The sequence below is a fragment of the Streptomyces sp. NBC_01426 genome (assembly GCF_036231985.1).
Lineage (GTDB): Bacteria > Actinomycetota > Actinomycetes > Streptomycetales > Streptomycetaceae > Streptomyces.
The window spans coordinates 262,007-274,988 of record NZ_CP109502.1 but is presented as its reverse complement, the minus strand read 5'-3'; the positions used below and the strand labels follow the sequence as shown (position 1 = coordinate 274,988).

15 protein-coding genes are annotated in these 12,982 nt (G+C 69.5%); 11 read left to right on the top strand and 4 right to left on the bottom strand.

All coding sequences use genetic code 11. The features are described 5' to 3' along the window. Positions 1-65: 65 nt before the first annotated feature. The 4 genes from OG906_RS39800 to OG906_RS39785 form a co-directional block, all read right to left on the bottom strand. Positions 66-1,130, bottom strand: coding sequence for a hypothetical protein (locus tag OG906_RS39800; RefSeq protein WP_329449112.1), 1,065 nt, complete (start codon positions 1,128-1,130; stop codon positions 66-68). Positions 1,131-1,816: 686 nt separating this feature from the next. After that, on the bottom strand, positions 1,817-2,581 hold the full coding sequence (locus OG906_RS39795; RefSeq protein ID WP_266976251.1) for a GntR family transcriptional regulator: 765 nt from the start codon (positions 2,579-2,581) through the stop codon (positions 1,817-1,819). 150 nt (positions 2,582-2,731) lie between these two features. After that, positions 2,732-3,424 carry an AAA family ATPase gene (locus tag OG906_RS39790; RefSeq protein ID WP_329449111.1) on the bottom strand — a complete coding sequence of 231 codons (693 nt, stop codon included), beginning with the start codon at positions 3,422-3,424 and terminating at the stop codon, positions 2,732-2,734. Further along, positions 3,400-4,182 (bottom strand): GntR family transcriptional regulator, encoded by a 783-nt coding sequence (locus OG906_RS39785; RefSeq protein WP_329449110.1) that lies wholly within the window; start codon positions 4,180-4,182, stop codon positions 3,400-3,402. The genes OG906_RS39790 and OG906_RS39785 overlap by 25 nt, the downstream gene beginning before the upstream one ends. A 330-nt stretch (positions 4,183-4,512) precedes the next feature. On the opposite strand from OG906_RS39785, the gene OG906_RS39780 reads away from it, so the two are divergent. From OG906_RS39780 to OG906_RS39730, 11 genes are all read left to right on the top strand, one after another. Then, positions 4,513-5,364 carry a hypothetical protein gene (locus OG906_RS39780; RefSeq protein ID WP_266976245.1) on the top strand — a complete coding sequence of 284 codons (852 nt, stop codon included), beginning with the start codon at positions 4,513-4,515 and terminating at the stop codon, positions 5,362-5,364. A 188-nt stretch (positions 5,365-5,552) separates the two neighbouring features. Next, on the top strand, positions 5,553-6,068 hold the full coding sequence (locus tag OG906_RS39775; RefSeq protein ID WP_329449109.1) for a WhiB family transcriptional regulator: 516 nt from the start codon (positions 5,553-5,555) through the stop codon (positions 6,066-6,068). Continuing rightward, complete coding sequence (locus OG906_RS39770; RefSeq protein ID WP_329449108.1) at positions 6,065-6,406, top strand: hypothetical protein; 342 nt, start codon at positions 6,065-6,067, stop codon at positions 6,404-6,406. The genes OG906_RS39775 and OG906_RS39770 overlap by 4 nt, the downstream gene beginning before the upstream one ends. 140 nt (positions 6,407-6,546) lie before the next feature. Continuing rightward, positions 6,547-6,732: a hypothetical protein gene (locus OG906_RS39765; RefSeq protein WP_329449107.1), complete on the top strand. Its 186-nt coding sequence runs from the start codon at positions 6,547-6,549 to the stop codon at positions 6,730-6,732. Between the two features lie 218 nt (positions 6,733-6,950). Further along, a complete protein-coding gene (locus OG906_RS39760) occupies positions 6,951-7,145 on the top strand; it encodes a DUF5999 family protein (protein WP_329449242.1) in 195 nt (64 codons plus the stop codon). Between the two features lie 250 nt (positions 7,146-7,395). Beyond that, positions 7,396-8,622 carry an IS110 family transposase gene (locus OG906_RS39755; RefSeq protein ID WP_329449241.1) on the top strand — a complete coding sequence of 409 codons (1,227 nt, stop codon included), beginning with the start codon at positions 7,396-7,398 and terminating at the stop codon, positions 8,620-8,622. A gap of 114 nt (positions 8,623-8,736) precedes the next feature. Further along, complete coding sequence (locus OG906_RS39750) at positions 8,737-8,913, top strand: hypothetical protein (protein WP_266976235.1); 177 nt, start codon at positions 8,737-8,739, stop codon at positions 8,911-8,913. Positions 8,914-8,963: 50 nt separating this feature from the next. Beyond that, the gene (locus tag OG906_RS39745; RefSeq protein ID WP_329449106.1) at positions 8,964-9,113 is read left to right on the top strand and encodes a hypothetical protein; all 150 of its coding nucleotides are present in this window, start codon (positions 8,964-8,966) and stop codon (positions 9,111-9,113) included. A gap of 137 nt (positions 9,114-9,250) precedes the next feature. Further along, positions 9,251-11,827, top strand: a complete 2,577-nt coding sequence (locus OG906_RS39740) for a hypothetical protein (RefSeq protein WP_329449105.1) — start codon at positions 9,251-9,253, stop codon at positions 11,825-11,827. Between the two features lie 212 nt (positions 11,828-12,039). After that, entirely contained in the window at positions 12,040-12,516 is a 477-nt protein-coding gene (locus tag OG906_RS39735) for a hypothetical protein (RefSeq protein ID WP_329449104.1), read from the top strand. A 119-nt stretch (positions 12,517-12,635) separates the two neighbouring features. Next, complete coding sequence (locus OG906_RS39730) at positions 12,636-12,821, top strand: hypothetical protein (RefSeq protein ID WP_266976226.1); 186 nt, start codon at positions 12,636-12,638, stop codon at positions 12,819-12,821. The last annotated feature ends 161 nt before the right edge of the window (positions 12,822-12,982 follow it).

The window sequence follows — 12,982 nt, the reverse complement described above, 5'->3', positions numbered from 1 at the left end:
TGGTGGTCTGGAGCGGCGGCCGGTTCTTCGCGGGAGCGGCCGCCGCCGTCATGTTCGCGGCTGGGTCAGACAGCCGGCCGTCGCAGGCCGGACAGGATCGTGGCGACCTTGTCCGGCATCGGGACAGGCGCGAAGTCGGGGTCTTCGGCCACAGCCGGGCGAGGCCTGGGTACGTCCTTGCGGGCCAGTCGGCGGGGGAGGTCCTCGATGCGGGCCTTGAGCACCTTCGTCGGACGCTTGACGCCCTCGGGATTCTGGGTGAGCTCCGTGGCCAGCGAGTTGTCCAGCTCCCAGCCCTGATCGGCAACGACTTCAGCCAACAGGGGAGCGAGGCTCTTGGCCGTTACGCGCCCTGCGGTCCAGGGGCGGGGCAGTGTCTGCAGGAACTGCGACGCGGCTTCCACCTGCTCGGCTGATGGCGTGGGGTTGGTGGGGATCTCCCCCTCCTCCTCCCGCGCCGCAGGCGCCACATCATCCGCACCTGTCCCGAGGGGGTAGGGGGAGGAGGTATTTACCTCCTCCGGGGGGTGTGGGGGGGAGCCCGTCCCACTTCCGGTGTTCGCGGACGTGGGCTGACCTGCGGAAACGAACGATCCTCCACGTCCGCGAACAGCGCTTCCGCCAACACCGGAAGAACCCTTCTTTCCGCGAACACCGGAAGTGGGCTGACCTGCGGAAACAGTAGTTTCCGCGAACACCGGAAGTTTGGTGGCGGGCTCCTCGGAGGCGTCCTCGGGCGAGTAGTCCGGGTTGTCCTCGAAGTGCTCGTACACCTCGTACGAGGTCAGCCCGCGGTACCCCTTGCCCTTCGGGTTGGGGATGGTCGTGCGGCGGATGAAGCGGGCCTCGATGAGCCGGGCGAAGGACTCGTAAACGGCGTCCCGGCCCACGAGCTCGGTGCCACTCTTCGCCGACCGCACGCCCGCCTCGCGAACCGAGGCGACGACGCCGGGCACCGTGACCTGGAGGCCGCCGTTGATCGCGAAGAGGACGTGGAGGTAGACGACGTAGTCCAGCTGGTGGGTGAGGCGGCCGCTGAAGGCCACGGCCCGCTGAACGCTGACGGCGCGCGCCGGGGCCTGGCCCCGGACGATGGTGGCGGCGAGGTCGAAGTCGTGGCGCTCGCTCATGCCGACACCGACTTGCGGCTGCCGGCTACGGGCAGGACGGTACGAAGGCGGACCTCCACCCACATGGTGGCGGTCGGAGGGTAGTTCGGGTGCACGGCACTCCTCCTGACGGAAGTTGTGCCGTGAACTCTCCACATCGGGGCTTGCCCGAAGGCTTGCCCAATGCGCGAAAGGCGCAGATGGGAGGCTTGCCCATCTCCCGGGGGGCTGAACGGCCCACCCGTGGGCAAGCCCGAGTAACCGACCCCGGTCCAGTGGAGGAGGGCAGCGCGCAGAAGTGGTTGATGGAAGACCGCCGTGGCGGCTCGGTGCTCGTTTGTCACGTAGGGATCCCTCTGTGAGGGAGCCATGGATCAGCTGATCAACTGTGACGCGGGCCACCTGGGTAAGGGTGTGCTGGGCTTGCCCAGGGATCGTTGTCTATTGTGTTGGGTAGGTGACCGGCGGGCCCTTGATGGTCCAGGCACCCAGCGCGGTCACCGCGCTGAACCACGACTCCGACGCTTGCCGGCTGGGGAGTCGCTAGACGGCCGTCCTGTGCTAGCAGGGCGGCCGTCGCTCATTTCATGCGAAGGCTGTGCTCTTGGGGCGTATTGTCCCCGCGTCTATTCCGTGCTCCGGAGCGACGCGCTTGCTCTTGGTTCGAGGGCTTCCGGCCGTCTGAGAAACCGGAAGGAAGCTGTGTACTAGAGGCTTTCCTCCCCGAGGGGCAGGTCGTCGTAGATCAGCTCAAGGCGATCTGCGGCTCCTACGACCTGGAGGACCTCTACGGGGCGGTGCGCCGAGTCGCGAGTGACTCGCTGTATCAGCAGAAGGGGAACCGCTTTGCCGACCGCGAGGATTGTTGCCTCGTCTCGCATGGGCAGGCGCGCGGTGACACGCACGTTGGCCCACCGGGGGCTCAAGCCTCCGCGTTCCATCGCGCCGAAGATGCCGCCCGCAATCGTGTCGGGAGTGTCCAAACCGAGATCGGCGGCGAGGGAAGCTTCGTACCAGGCGGTCTGTACCTGGACGACCTCCTTGCCGATCGACGCGTGGCGGATTCGCCGGACGACAGGGGCGCCCTCCAGGATGCCGAGGGCCTCCGAGACGGGTCTGGGGGCGGTAGTACGGTCCACGCTGATGGCCTGCATGCGACCGTCCAGACCTTGTTCAGCCGTAGCGGCCTGCCATGGGCCCTTTGGGCTGTCCGGGTGCAGCACCCCGCGGTAACGCGAGAGCGATACGCGCACCGGAGTTCGGTCCCGGACCACTGTCCCGTGACGGGGGCGGCGAATGACGTAGCCGCGTTCGACAAGGTCGCGGTATGCGCGATCGACCGTGGACTTCTGCTCTCCCTGCGCGATCAAAGTGGCGTTAGTTGGCATCTTCATGCCGGGTAGCCACTCTCCATCATCGATACGTGCTGCCAGGCGGTCGGCCAGGTCTCGCCACTGTTCATGGGTGGGCATCGCGGATCCCTCCTCTCTGAGGTCGACAACATCAGAGTAGCGCATTAAGTCGGGTTATTGACGGGCTGTCATGGTCGACATCGTGGGCACGTCACCAGCCGAAACCGGGGGTCGCCTCCCCGGCCCGCAGCTGCGGGTGTAAGACAGGAGTCATTGGGAGCCGCCATTCGCGGAGGGGCGTCCACGGCGAAGCTCAGCCAGCACGTGCTCCGGGTCGCCGTCGTAGACGATGTGCGGCTCATCGGTCGGTGGGGAGAAACGGCCCGCGTGCCGAAGCAGATCCTCTTCGCTGAACTCGATGCTATTCGGGTCGATGAGCGACTTCTCGTTGCGTCGGCGGATTCGATCCCAGCGCACCTCGTGCGACAGCGGCAGGTAGATGAGGACGGGCTCGCCGCCGACCTCCATCACGGTCGCCGCCCACAGGGCGCGCTCCTCCGGAGTCCAGAAGCCATGATCGACCACAACGTCGTGTCCGGCTGCCAGGAGCTGCTGGAGTTCGAGGCCAATGTCCTTGAGAACTGGTGCCTCTCTGACCAGGAACTCTCCGCGAGGGAAGTCCCTGCCGTAGTGACCGTAGCGCCGGAACATCTCTTCGTCAGGGCAGAGACGCTGGAAGCCGGCCTTCTCCAAAGCGCGGGCGAGGGTCGTCTTTCCTGCGCCCTGGAGACCGGACATGAGAATCGCGCGAGGCGCGGGCCCCGGTTTGCCCGCCAGGGCCTGGGAGATGCGGCTGATCTCGAATCGTCCCTTCAGAGTCAAGGTGTCGGCGTCCTGGGCACGAAGGAGCTCACCGAGGCTGGCTTCCAGGCAGTTCGTCAGGGTGTCGTCGATGAATTCCATCCCGGCCGGTCACCGTATGCCCCCGACGTAGTACGCCGCGTGCGTCCAGGAGCTCCCAGATCTACGCCGTACTCAAGAAGTTGCCCGTCAGCGTCAAGGAACTTCGCGGTCAGCACCAGGATCGCTGCCAGGGTGTCGGTGTCAAGCTCCAAGAGCGCGAGGTCCATCGGCGTAGCGATCCGAGCAGCTTCCTCGTCCACGCGTTGGACAACTTCTCGTCCAGTGGCTCGGGTCACGAGATCCAGCGACAGGCCCCCCTTCAGACGCTCGCTCCGTGCAAGCTCGGGGACCAGTTGGGCGAATCCAGCCGGAATCCATGAGGTGGAGTGGGAGACGATTCCATGAGCATCTCGGTAGACACGGCTTCGTCGGATCACGTCGCTACCAGGGGCGATACCCAAGACGCCTGCGACGTCGTCGGGAGCCGGCACCAAGCCCGCGGTGTGGCCGGAGGACTGCTCGCCGACCCCCCAAGAGGATTGCGTCCTACTGCTGCGGTCATGCCGCTCTGCTCCCGAAGAGATGGGCACGCGAGTTCCGATCACCTCGGTGCCGATGCCGTGGATGCCGCTTACGAGTTGCTCCTCCTTGAGTACCCGCAGCGCCTTTTCCACCGTGGCGGTACTGACGGACCACTCCTCCGACAGCAGCTTGATGCTCGGCAGGAGCGCGCCAGGCGACAGTGCACCGGACTCGATCAGGTCTCGGTAATGGGCCGCGATACGCGCGTACGGCGGCCTGTTGTCGGCCCGGCTCATCCCATCGCCTCCTTTGGTTACTCAACATCCTAAGTTCCTTACCGTACCGCTTGACACCCTAGGGAACCATAGGGAACCCTAGGGGTGCAAGGTGATCCGCAAGGAACGCCGCAGTAAGGCCGTAGGAACCCCTTCCCCGTACGGGGAGGGCCGGGGTTGATAGATCCACCAAATCCCCCGGAACAGTCCCCTGACTGGGTGGTTCCTCCATGCACATCGCAGCGCAGATGCGCTGTCCGCTCATCAGGACGCCGGGCTCGACCCGCGTGGCCTGACGGGCGGAGAGAGCACCGCGACGTACTCCGTCCCCTCTGACCACGAGGAGTCCCCATGACTACGACGCCCGCGGCGGCGATGGCCAGCAAGCGCCGCCGCAAGACCCGCACCAAGAACGTCAACAGCCGCCCGCCGGTCATCGCCTCCAAGCTCAAGGTCACCGAGATCGACCTGGCCCTTGGCAGGGAGCACCTGGTCTGCCCCGATTGCTCCACCTGGGTCCCGATCACCGGCATGTTGGGCACACCGAAGTTGGTGCCCCACCACACCGACCGGGCCAAGACCGCAGACCCGCGCCGCTGCACGGCCGGCAGCAACCGTCAGGTCACCATCGACGTCGAGGCCGACGCCTTGCGCACGCAGCTGATCGAGGGGACCCCGACCGCCGCATCCCGGCGCGCCACCAAGGTGCTGCCGAAGCCAACGGTGCAGCCGGCCCCGGCCGCCAGCCAGATCAAGACCGTCCCGCTCGACGCGGAGCAGGTCAGCCGGACGTTACGTCAGCACCAGCAGCGGTGCCTGGCCTGCAAGGGAAAGGCCGAGAACGCGGATGGGCAGACGCTGCCCTGCCCCGATGGTGAGCGCCTGGCCGCCACTCGTGACCGTCTGCTCCGCCAAGAGCCCAAGCGCCAGGCTGGCCGCGACTTCTTCGCCCGGGAGCGCCGGCGCTTCGACCGCCAGTACGCTGCGGCGGCCCCCGCGAAGCGGACGTCCGAGTGGGCCGCGGTTCAGGGGAAGGTCAGTGACGTGGACGCCGCGCGGAAGCTGCTGCCGCGCGGCGACCGTCCAGCTGATGGCCCCAGCCTTCCGGAGGAGCCGGAGAACCTGGAGCGTCACAACCAGCGGCAGGCGGAGTTGGGCAGGCAGTACGCCGCCCGGAAGTCCCAGGCCCCGACGGCGGCCTGACCGGCACACAGAGACGAACGACCACGGCCCCGGCCGCCCCGCAGACGGGGCGGCCGGGGCCGTGGCTGCTCGTACAGCAGTCAGAAGCGACGAACCCCCGGGTAGCCCCCCGGGGGTTCGTCTTTGCAGTCCCCCTCCGGAAAGGGAAGACGCACATGCACAGGATGACATCTACTCAGGCTCGCCGGATGCGCCGCCCGGTGCTCCAGGCCGCGATCGACGCCGGCGCCCGCTGTACCCAGGCCGACACCGATCCCGACCTGTTCTTCCGGGCCGACGGCGAGCCGCCGGCCATCTGGCAGGCGCAGCGTGCCGAGGCGATCGGCTTCTGCCATGGCTGCCCCGTTCGGGCGGCCTGTGAGGAGTTGGCTCTGCGCGATGGTGATGGCAACCCGCGGGTCGACGACCTGGTTCGCGGCGGCCGTTCCGGCTACGAGCTGGTCGCCCTCCGCGAGCTTCAGGCCCAGCGCCTCGCCGCCGCGATTACCGCCGACGAGGCCAGCGGCCAGGAGTGGAGGAAGCTGACCGGCCTCGCCGTTGAACTGGGGAGCGAGGCTCGCAGGATTCCGGCCAGGAGCGGTGGTATGCCGCATCAGGCCGTGCTCCTGAGGCAGCAGAGCGAGAGGATCGCCGAACTCGCCGCCAAGCTGGCTGTGGTGCGCACCGCCCGTCGCGCCCGGACCGGTTGGGAGGTCGCGGCATGACCGCCACCCTGACCCCCCGCGCCGGAAAGGTCGATGACATCCGCCGCGAGGACGACTCCCGTGGCTACGAGCGGGACGAGACCGACTCCCTCCACCAGGTCGGCACCCTGCTGCTCACGATGGCCGAGGGGGACGACGCCCGGATCCCCGAGGGGCGCCGGGCTCGGCGCACCCTCGCGGAGATGGCCCCCGGTTACATCCGCCCCCCGGTGCTGCGTTTCAACGTGTCGGTCCGCGCGGCGGACGAGGCCTGCGGTCTGTGCGGCTACTGGACCTGCCGCTGCCCGGTCGCCGCCGATCCTGCCCCGTCGACGAGCGCGACGGACACGGTCCGGTGAGCAGCTGCGGGCACCCGCCGACGTTGGTCACCGTGAACTCGGTCGGTGCGGACGGCCGGCCGTACCAGTCGATTCGGCACGATCCCTGCACCTGCGGGGTGCCGCCGCAGCCGCAGCCCGAACAGAAGTAAGAGGTCTGCGTGTACATACCGGTCGCTCGTACCGCCCAGCATCACGCGGTACGGGCCATCGCCGCGCGAGGCCTGAGGCACCCCCTCACCCAGGCGCTCCTGGCGGCCGCCGTGCTCACCGCGGCGGCCGCGTGGGAGGCCGGCCACCGCGTCACCGACATCCATCCGCCCCTCGCTCGGCGCGGCAAGAGCTGACTTGCCCAGCGTCCCGCCTAGCGAACCCGGCAGCCAGGTTCTCGACCGCAGCCCTGGCCCCCCGACCATCGGCGGCCCGCCCACGGGCATTTCGCCCTTTCACCCTCTTCGGTCCGGGAGAGCCTCGGACCCGCTCGTTGTCAGGAGAGCTCATGCAGCGCAGCACCCAGCTTGACACTCCCACCACCACCGGCACGGCCCGGCGGATGCCGGAGTCCCTGTGCACGCACCGGCCGACGTGCCCGACCGCCGACAGCCCCGACCGCGAGGCCGCGCACACCATCGCCTCCCACCCCGAACAGGGCTGGGCGCTCCTCTGCAACTCCGTTCTGGTGTTCGAGGACACCGGTGAGCTGCTCCCCGACGGGCAGATCGTTGCCCCGCACCGCCCCCTCGTCGCGACCACGGCCTGACGGCTGCCTAATGGGAGCTGCCGGGTCGGTAAGACTCGGTGCTGTAGCCGCCAGCAGGTGAGCACTCAGGTTGCCGGAAGCGTTCGATTTCTGGGATCAGACCGTGCCCCTGCTGGTCGGCCGGAAGGCCAGACCGCTGATGGGGTGGCGTGCCCGCCGAGTTCGGCGTGAGCACTGGATCCATTAGGCCGCGCGCCGTGTCTTCCGCAGGCTGCACCACACAGGCGAAGTGCTGACAAGGGAGAGCGCGTTGCTGCTGATCGGCGATGACTGGGCTGAGGATCACCATGACGTCGAGGTCCAGGACGAGACGGGCCGGAAGCTGGTTGTCGCCAAGCTCCCCGAGGGCGTGGACGGCGTCGCCAAGCTCCACGAGCTCGTCGCGAAGCACGGCGGTGAGGATCTCGAATCCAGCTCCGTCATCGTCGGGATCGAGACCGACCGCGGGCCATGGGTCCAGGCCCTGATAGCCGCCGGCTACCAGGTCTACGCGATCAACCCCCGACAGGTCGCCCGTTTCAAGGAGCGGTACGGCACATCGGGCGCCAAGAGCGACAAGGGCGACGCACACGCCTTGGCGGACATGGTCCGCATCGACCGTGACCAGCTGCGGCCCATCGCCGGAGACAGCGAGCAGGCCCAGGCCATCAAGGTCGTTGCCCGCGCCCACCAGACTCTCATCTGGGAACGCACTCGCATCTTCCAGCGGTTGCGTAACGCACTGCGCGAGTACTTCCCTGCCGCCCTGAATGCCTACGCCGACCTCACTCTGCTCGGCGCGGACGCACTGGAACTGCTCGTCAAGGCGCCCACGCCGCAAGCCGCAGCGAAGCTGACTCGCTCCCAGATCACAGCTGCTCTGGCCCGCGCCCGCCGGCGCAACCGGACGGCGAAGGCAGCCGACATCCAGACGGCGCTGCGTACGCAGCACCTTGGGCTGGCTGAGCCGGTGACCGCCGCCTACTCGGCCACTGTGACGGCTCACGCCCGGCTGTTGATCAGCCTGAACGAGGAGATAGCCACCCTGGAAGCGCAGGTGAAAGCCCATTTCCATGCGCACCCGGACGCTGAGATCTACCTCTCCATGCCCGGCATGGGAGAGGTCAGCGGTGCCCGGGTGCTCGCCGAATTCGGAGACGACCCCACCCGCTATGCGTCCGCCAAGGCGCGGAAGAACTATGCCGGCACCAGCCCGATCACCCGGGCCTCGGGCAAGAGCCACACGGTCCAGGCCCGCTTCGTGCGCAACAACCGACTCGCCGACGCGTTGCAGGCCCAGGCGTTCTCCGCACTGAACAGATCTCCCGGCGGCCGGGCCTACTACGACAAACAGCGCGCCCGTGATGTCGGCTACAACGGGGCCCTCCGACAGCTCGGCAACCGGCTCGTCGGGATCCTCCACGGATGCCTCAAGACTCGAACACTCTACGACGAGGCGACCGCCTGGTCGCACTACGCATACCTCCATGCCGCTTGATCTGAAACGACATGGGGTGTCTGATCCGCCCGCGCCGGCCGCCGCATCCTCGGCGGCCGGGTCGGGCGGTGAGTGGGAGCCGGACAGTCCGGACCAGCAACGAGAGGGACGGCCATGCGCGGAGACCGCGTCACGCTCACCACCAACATCGAAGCCCTCGGCACCCGGCACCAGGCCGGGGACCAGGGAACCGTCGAGGAGGTCCACACCGGCGGCCACCTCACCGTCCGCATGGACGACGGCCGCACGAACTTCCCCACCCGCGACGAGGTCACCACCGACTCGCGGTGAATCGACTGCCGGTCCCCTGATCCGCCCCCACCGGCATCGACCCCGACTACATGCGGCCGTTCCCGGCGGCCGACGCGATGTACGACATCGACACCGCGCCGCTGAGCGAGCCGGACACCGGGGCGATGACCCCGGCCGCCGTTGCGTGGCTGCGCCAGCACCTCGGGCAGGACAGCAGCGCGTTGCCTGCCCGGCGTTGACCACCCCAGCACAACGGCCCTCCGAGCCCCCGGCATTAGAGCTGCCGGGGTCCCGGAGGGCCTGGTCACGACCCTACCCACCGCCGTAGATCCACGGTGACCTCTTGCACGGAGGCGCCCGGAAGAGAGGACTCCCCGTGGCCACCAAGCCCGCCACCCGCCGCCGGCGCCAGCCCGCGGCGGCCACGAAGCCCCGAGGCGCCGGGCGCGCCAAGGCGTCGACGCCGCCGGCCTCCATCCCGGCCCAGGCCGGTGCCCCCGAGGAGACGGGGCTGCTGGTCTTCCCTGAGGCCGACCCGGTCGTGGCCGATGCCGCCGACCGTGCCGCCGACCTCCGGGACCAGGCCGTCGCCGAGGTCGCGCGGATCCTCGCTGACGGCGAGGCTCGTGCCACCGAGCTGCTGGACGGCGCCCGCACCGTGGCGGCCTCGATCACCGAGGCCGCCACCGCGGAGCAGTCCCGCCTTCTGGCCGTCGCCGCGATGGACGCCGACCGGGTCCGCACGGAGGCCGCCACCACCGCGGCCGCCGACGCCGACCAGGTCCGCGCAGCCGCCGAAGCCACGTCGGAGCAGCTGCTCGCCGACGCGCGCCGCCAGGCCGACACCGTCACGACGACGGCGACCGGTGAGGCCGACCAGATCCGCGCCGCCGCCAGCACGGCTGCCGAGCAGCTGCTCACCGACGCCCACCGCCAGGCGCAAGGGGTCGCCACCACGGCGGCCGCCCAGGCCGAGCAGATCCGTACCGAGGCCGCGCAGACCGCCGCGAAGGCTCTCGCCGACGCGGAGACGGTGCGCACCGAGCTGCTCGCGGCTGCGGAGCGCACCGCGGCTCAGACCCGCACCCGCGCCACCACCGACGCCGGCCGGCTCTTGGAGCAGGCTCGGGGCGAGACCGACCGGATGCGCGAGAGCGCGGACGCCCAGGCCGCGCAGGTGAAGGCTGGGGCCGAGAAGGCGGCAACCGAGCTGCGCGAGGACGCCGCCCGCGAGCGGGAGGCCTCCCGCGCGGATGCCGCGCGTACGCGGACGTTGGCCAAGGAGGACATCGGCCGGCTGCGGGTGACGGCGGCCGAGGACGCAGACCGTTTGACCCGCAACGCCCGCGTGGAAGCCGACCGCATCCTCGCGGCCGCCCGCACCAAGCGGGATGCGGACCTCAAGGAAGCCGATCGGGCGTTGGCGCAGGCTCGGCTGCGGGAAGCGGACGCGGACGTCACGCTGAAGGCCGCCGACGACATGGTGGCCGAGGCCGCTGCCCGGATGAAGCGCGCCACCGACCGCACCGAGCAGGCCCTGGAACGCAAGCGCCTCAAGCTCCGAGCCAGGGGGGAGCGTCGGGACGCGAAGGAAGCCCGCAAGGCGAAGGCCCGGGAGCTGCGGGCGGCGTCCCGCGCCGGGAAGCCGGCCGCGGCCGACCGCGTGAAGCAGTTCGTGAAGGTGAACTCGGAGCGGCTGATGGTGATCGGTCCGATCACCGCTCCGATGGCCGTCGCGTGGACGGGCCAGTCGGGCTTCGCCGAGGACATCCTCGGCTGGGTCGTCCCGTTCACGATCCTGTTCGCCGCCGCCTGGGAGTTGTCGACGGCGTTCGTGGGCTGGATGTACCACCAGGCCCGCCAGGGCGGCGACTCCGGAACCCTCTACCGCGTCAGCACGTGGATCTTCGCTCTGGGCGCCGCGGTCATGAACTTCTGGCACGCCTCTGGAGAGCCGGTGGCCAGCAGCCGGTCCTGGGACGCGGAGGCCCAGAAGTGGACGGAGCAGATGACCTACTGGAACCTCACCCCGAAGGCGGTGGCGTTCGCCGCCATGAGCATCGTGGGGATGGTGTTGTGGGAGCTGTACGCCTCCCTGATCCACCGTCGCAAGCTCCGTGAGGACGGCAAGGTCGCCAAGGCCCGACCGTCGATCGGAGCGGTCCGCTGGTTCCGCTACCCGGTCCACAGCTTCACCGCCTGGTCCCTCGCGATCACCGACCCGCGCCTGACCACGCTGGACCGGGCCTGGACCGCGGCCGCCGCGGAGCTCGCGGACCGCAAGGCGGTCCGGACCGGTCTGGCCCTGCACCGGCTCGTCGTCCCCCGCATCGCGGCCGACGATCACGGACCGGCCGCCATCCCCACCGTCCTCACCCTGACCCGAACGGACCGGCCCGGATCGTTGGAGGGCCTCGTTCCGGTCCGCCCGGTCCGACACGGCGGGTACGCGGGCCGGTCCGGTCCGAGCGACCGAGACGCGGTCCATGGTCCGGTCCGGACCGCCGGAGCCCCGGACCGGACCGGCGGACCGGCGCTCGCGCTGGAGGCCGGTCCAGCCGGACCGCAGGGCGCTGACCTGCTGACCGGCCCCGGTCCGGCCCGGGGCCCCCGGGCCGTGACCGCCGCCCAAAGCCCGGCGACCGCGCGCGGGGTGACGGTCCGGACCGACGATGCCGCTCCCGGACCGCAGGATCCGGACCGCTCTGGCCCGGCCCATCACGAAGCTTCGGACGAGGTCGACGGTCCGGAGCGTGGCGAAGACGGCGGTCCGGACCGCACGGTCATCACGCTCACGGACCTGGAGCGGACCGCGCTGGACCGTCTCCGGACCGCGAACGAGCCGTTGAACCGGACCAACATCGCCAAGGCGGTCCGGACCGAGGGCGGTGCCATCGCCACGGACCGCGCCGGACAGATCGCCGTCGCCCTCAAGCAGCACACGGACCGCTGACCGGACCGCCCTGCCGCACATGGTCGTCCCCGGACCGCGCTCGCCCACCGAGCGCGGTCCGGGGACGGCCACGGCAGGCCGCTCGCCCGCACCCGCCCCGCGCGGGGACAGCGGGCCATGTACGACCCGAGCACCACCCCCGCCCCGCGTAACAGCCTCGGGGACCAAGCACTTCTCTCCTGCGCCCACCCCGAGATCTGGAGGTATTCCGCATGAACAGCAACGACCCGCATCACGCCCCCCTGCGCGATGTGGCGAAGAACCCCGAGGCGACCGCCCGGTACCTGGCCGATGTTCAGCGGGTCCTGCTGGACATCGGCAGGAACCTGGAGTACCTGACCCTGGAGACCCGCGTCCACTGCCGCGACACCCACGTCCAGGGCGACCGCTGGTTCGACGCGTGGATGCGCGCCCAGCCCGTCGAAAGGGCTTTGAAGGACGTGCTCAAGCACGTCGAGGGCGTCACCAACGGCCTGGAAAAGAGCGCATTCAAGCGCCGCGCCCACGACGAAGCGGTCGCGAATACCGCCAAGAAAAGGAAGGAAAGGGAACTGGAAAAGCAGCGGAAGAACGCCCCGCCGCTCCAGGCCGCCCCGCCGAGTCCGCCGCAGCAGGATGCGACCAGCCGGAATTCCGGCTATGGTGGCCCCACGTCGATTTACGACATGGGTAACAGGGAGTCGGCGTGACGCGCCCCCTCAGCAGCACGGAACGCTCCATTCAGGGGCGCAACAGCTGGCTGAAGGATGAGGAGCGCAGGGCAATCGAAAGTCGCGGCGAGTTGGGCCGGATGGAATTCTGGCTCCGCGTGACTCGAACCCGAATCACCCAGGACGTCAGGGCCGGCCGAGCCGACGTCATCCGCGGTTTCACCAGTGTCTGCCGACTCTTCAAGCTCGCGATCGACAAGCGGGCCGAGGGTGATCCGAGGCTGTGGAACCACCTCATGCAGTACGCGGACCAGGTGCTGGAGCAGCACGACCCGCGCCGCTGAACACCCACCAACGAAGGCCCCGCCGGACTCCGGCGGGGCCTTCGCCTCGCGTGATGCGTGCACACGTGCACGTGCACACGCGTGCACGCGAGACCCACCCGTTGTCAAGCCCTCTGGAGGGAGGTGCACCGTGTCCGACGTGGACGACCCGAACGGGATCC

Bases quoted from the DNA above. Each gene is read 5' to 3' on its own strand.
- OG906_RS39775 (WP_329449109.1), top strand. From the start codon at position 5,553: ATGCGCCGCCCGGTGCTCCAGGCCGCGATCGACGCCGGCGCCCGCTGT.
- OG906_RS39735 (WP_329449104.1), top strand. From the start codon at position 12,040: ATGAACAGCAACGACCCGCATCACGCCCCCCTGCGCGATGTGGCGAAG.
- OG906_RS39790 (WP_329449111.1), bottom strand. From the start codon at position 3,424: ATGGAATTCATCGACGACACCCTGACGAACTGCCTGGAAGCCAGCCTC.
- OG906_RS39750 (WP_266976235.1), top strand. From the start codon at position 8,737: ATGCGCGGAGACCGCGTCACGCTCACCACCAACATCGAAGCCCTCGGC.
- OG906_RS39770 (WP_329449108.1), top strand. From the start codon at position 6,065: ATGACCGCCACCCTGACCCCCCGCGCCGGAAAGGTCGATGACATCCGC.
- OG906_RS39795 (WP_266976251.1), bottom strand. From the start codon at position 2,581: ATGCCCACCCATGAACAGTGGCGAGACCTGGCCGACCGCCTGGCAGCA.
- OG906_RS39785 (WP_329449110.1), bottom strand. From the start codon at position 4,182: ATGAGCCGGGCCGACAACAGGCCGCCGTACGCGCGTATCGCGGCCCAT.
- OG906_RS39800 (WP_329449112.1), bottom strand. From the start codon at position 1,130: ATGAGCGAGCGCCACGACTTCGACCTCGCCGCCACCATCGTCCGGGGC.
- OG906_RS39745 (WP_329449106.1), top strand. From the start codon at position 8,964: ATGCGGCCGTTCCCGGCGGCCGACGCGATGTACGACATCGACACCGCG.
- OG906_RS39780 (WP_266976245.1), top strand. From the start codon at position 4,513: ATGACTACGACGCCCGCGGCGGCGATGGCCAGCAAGCGCCGCCGCAAG.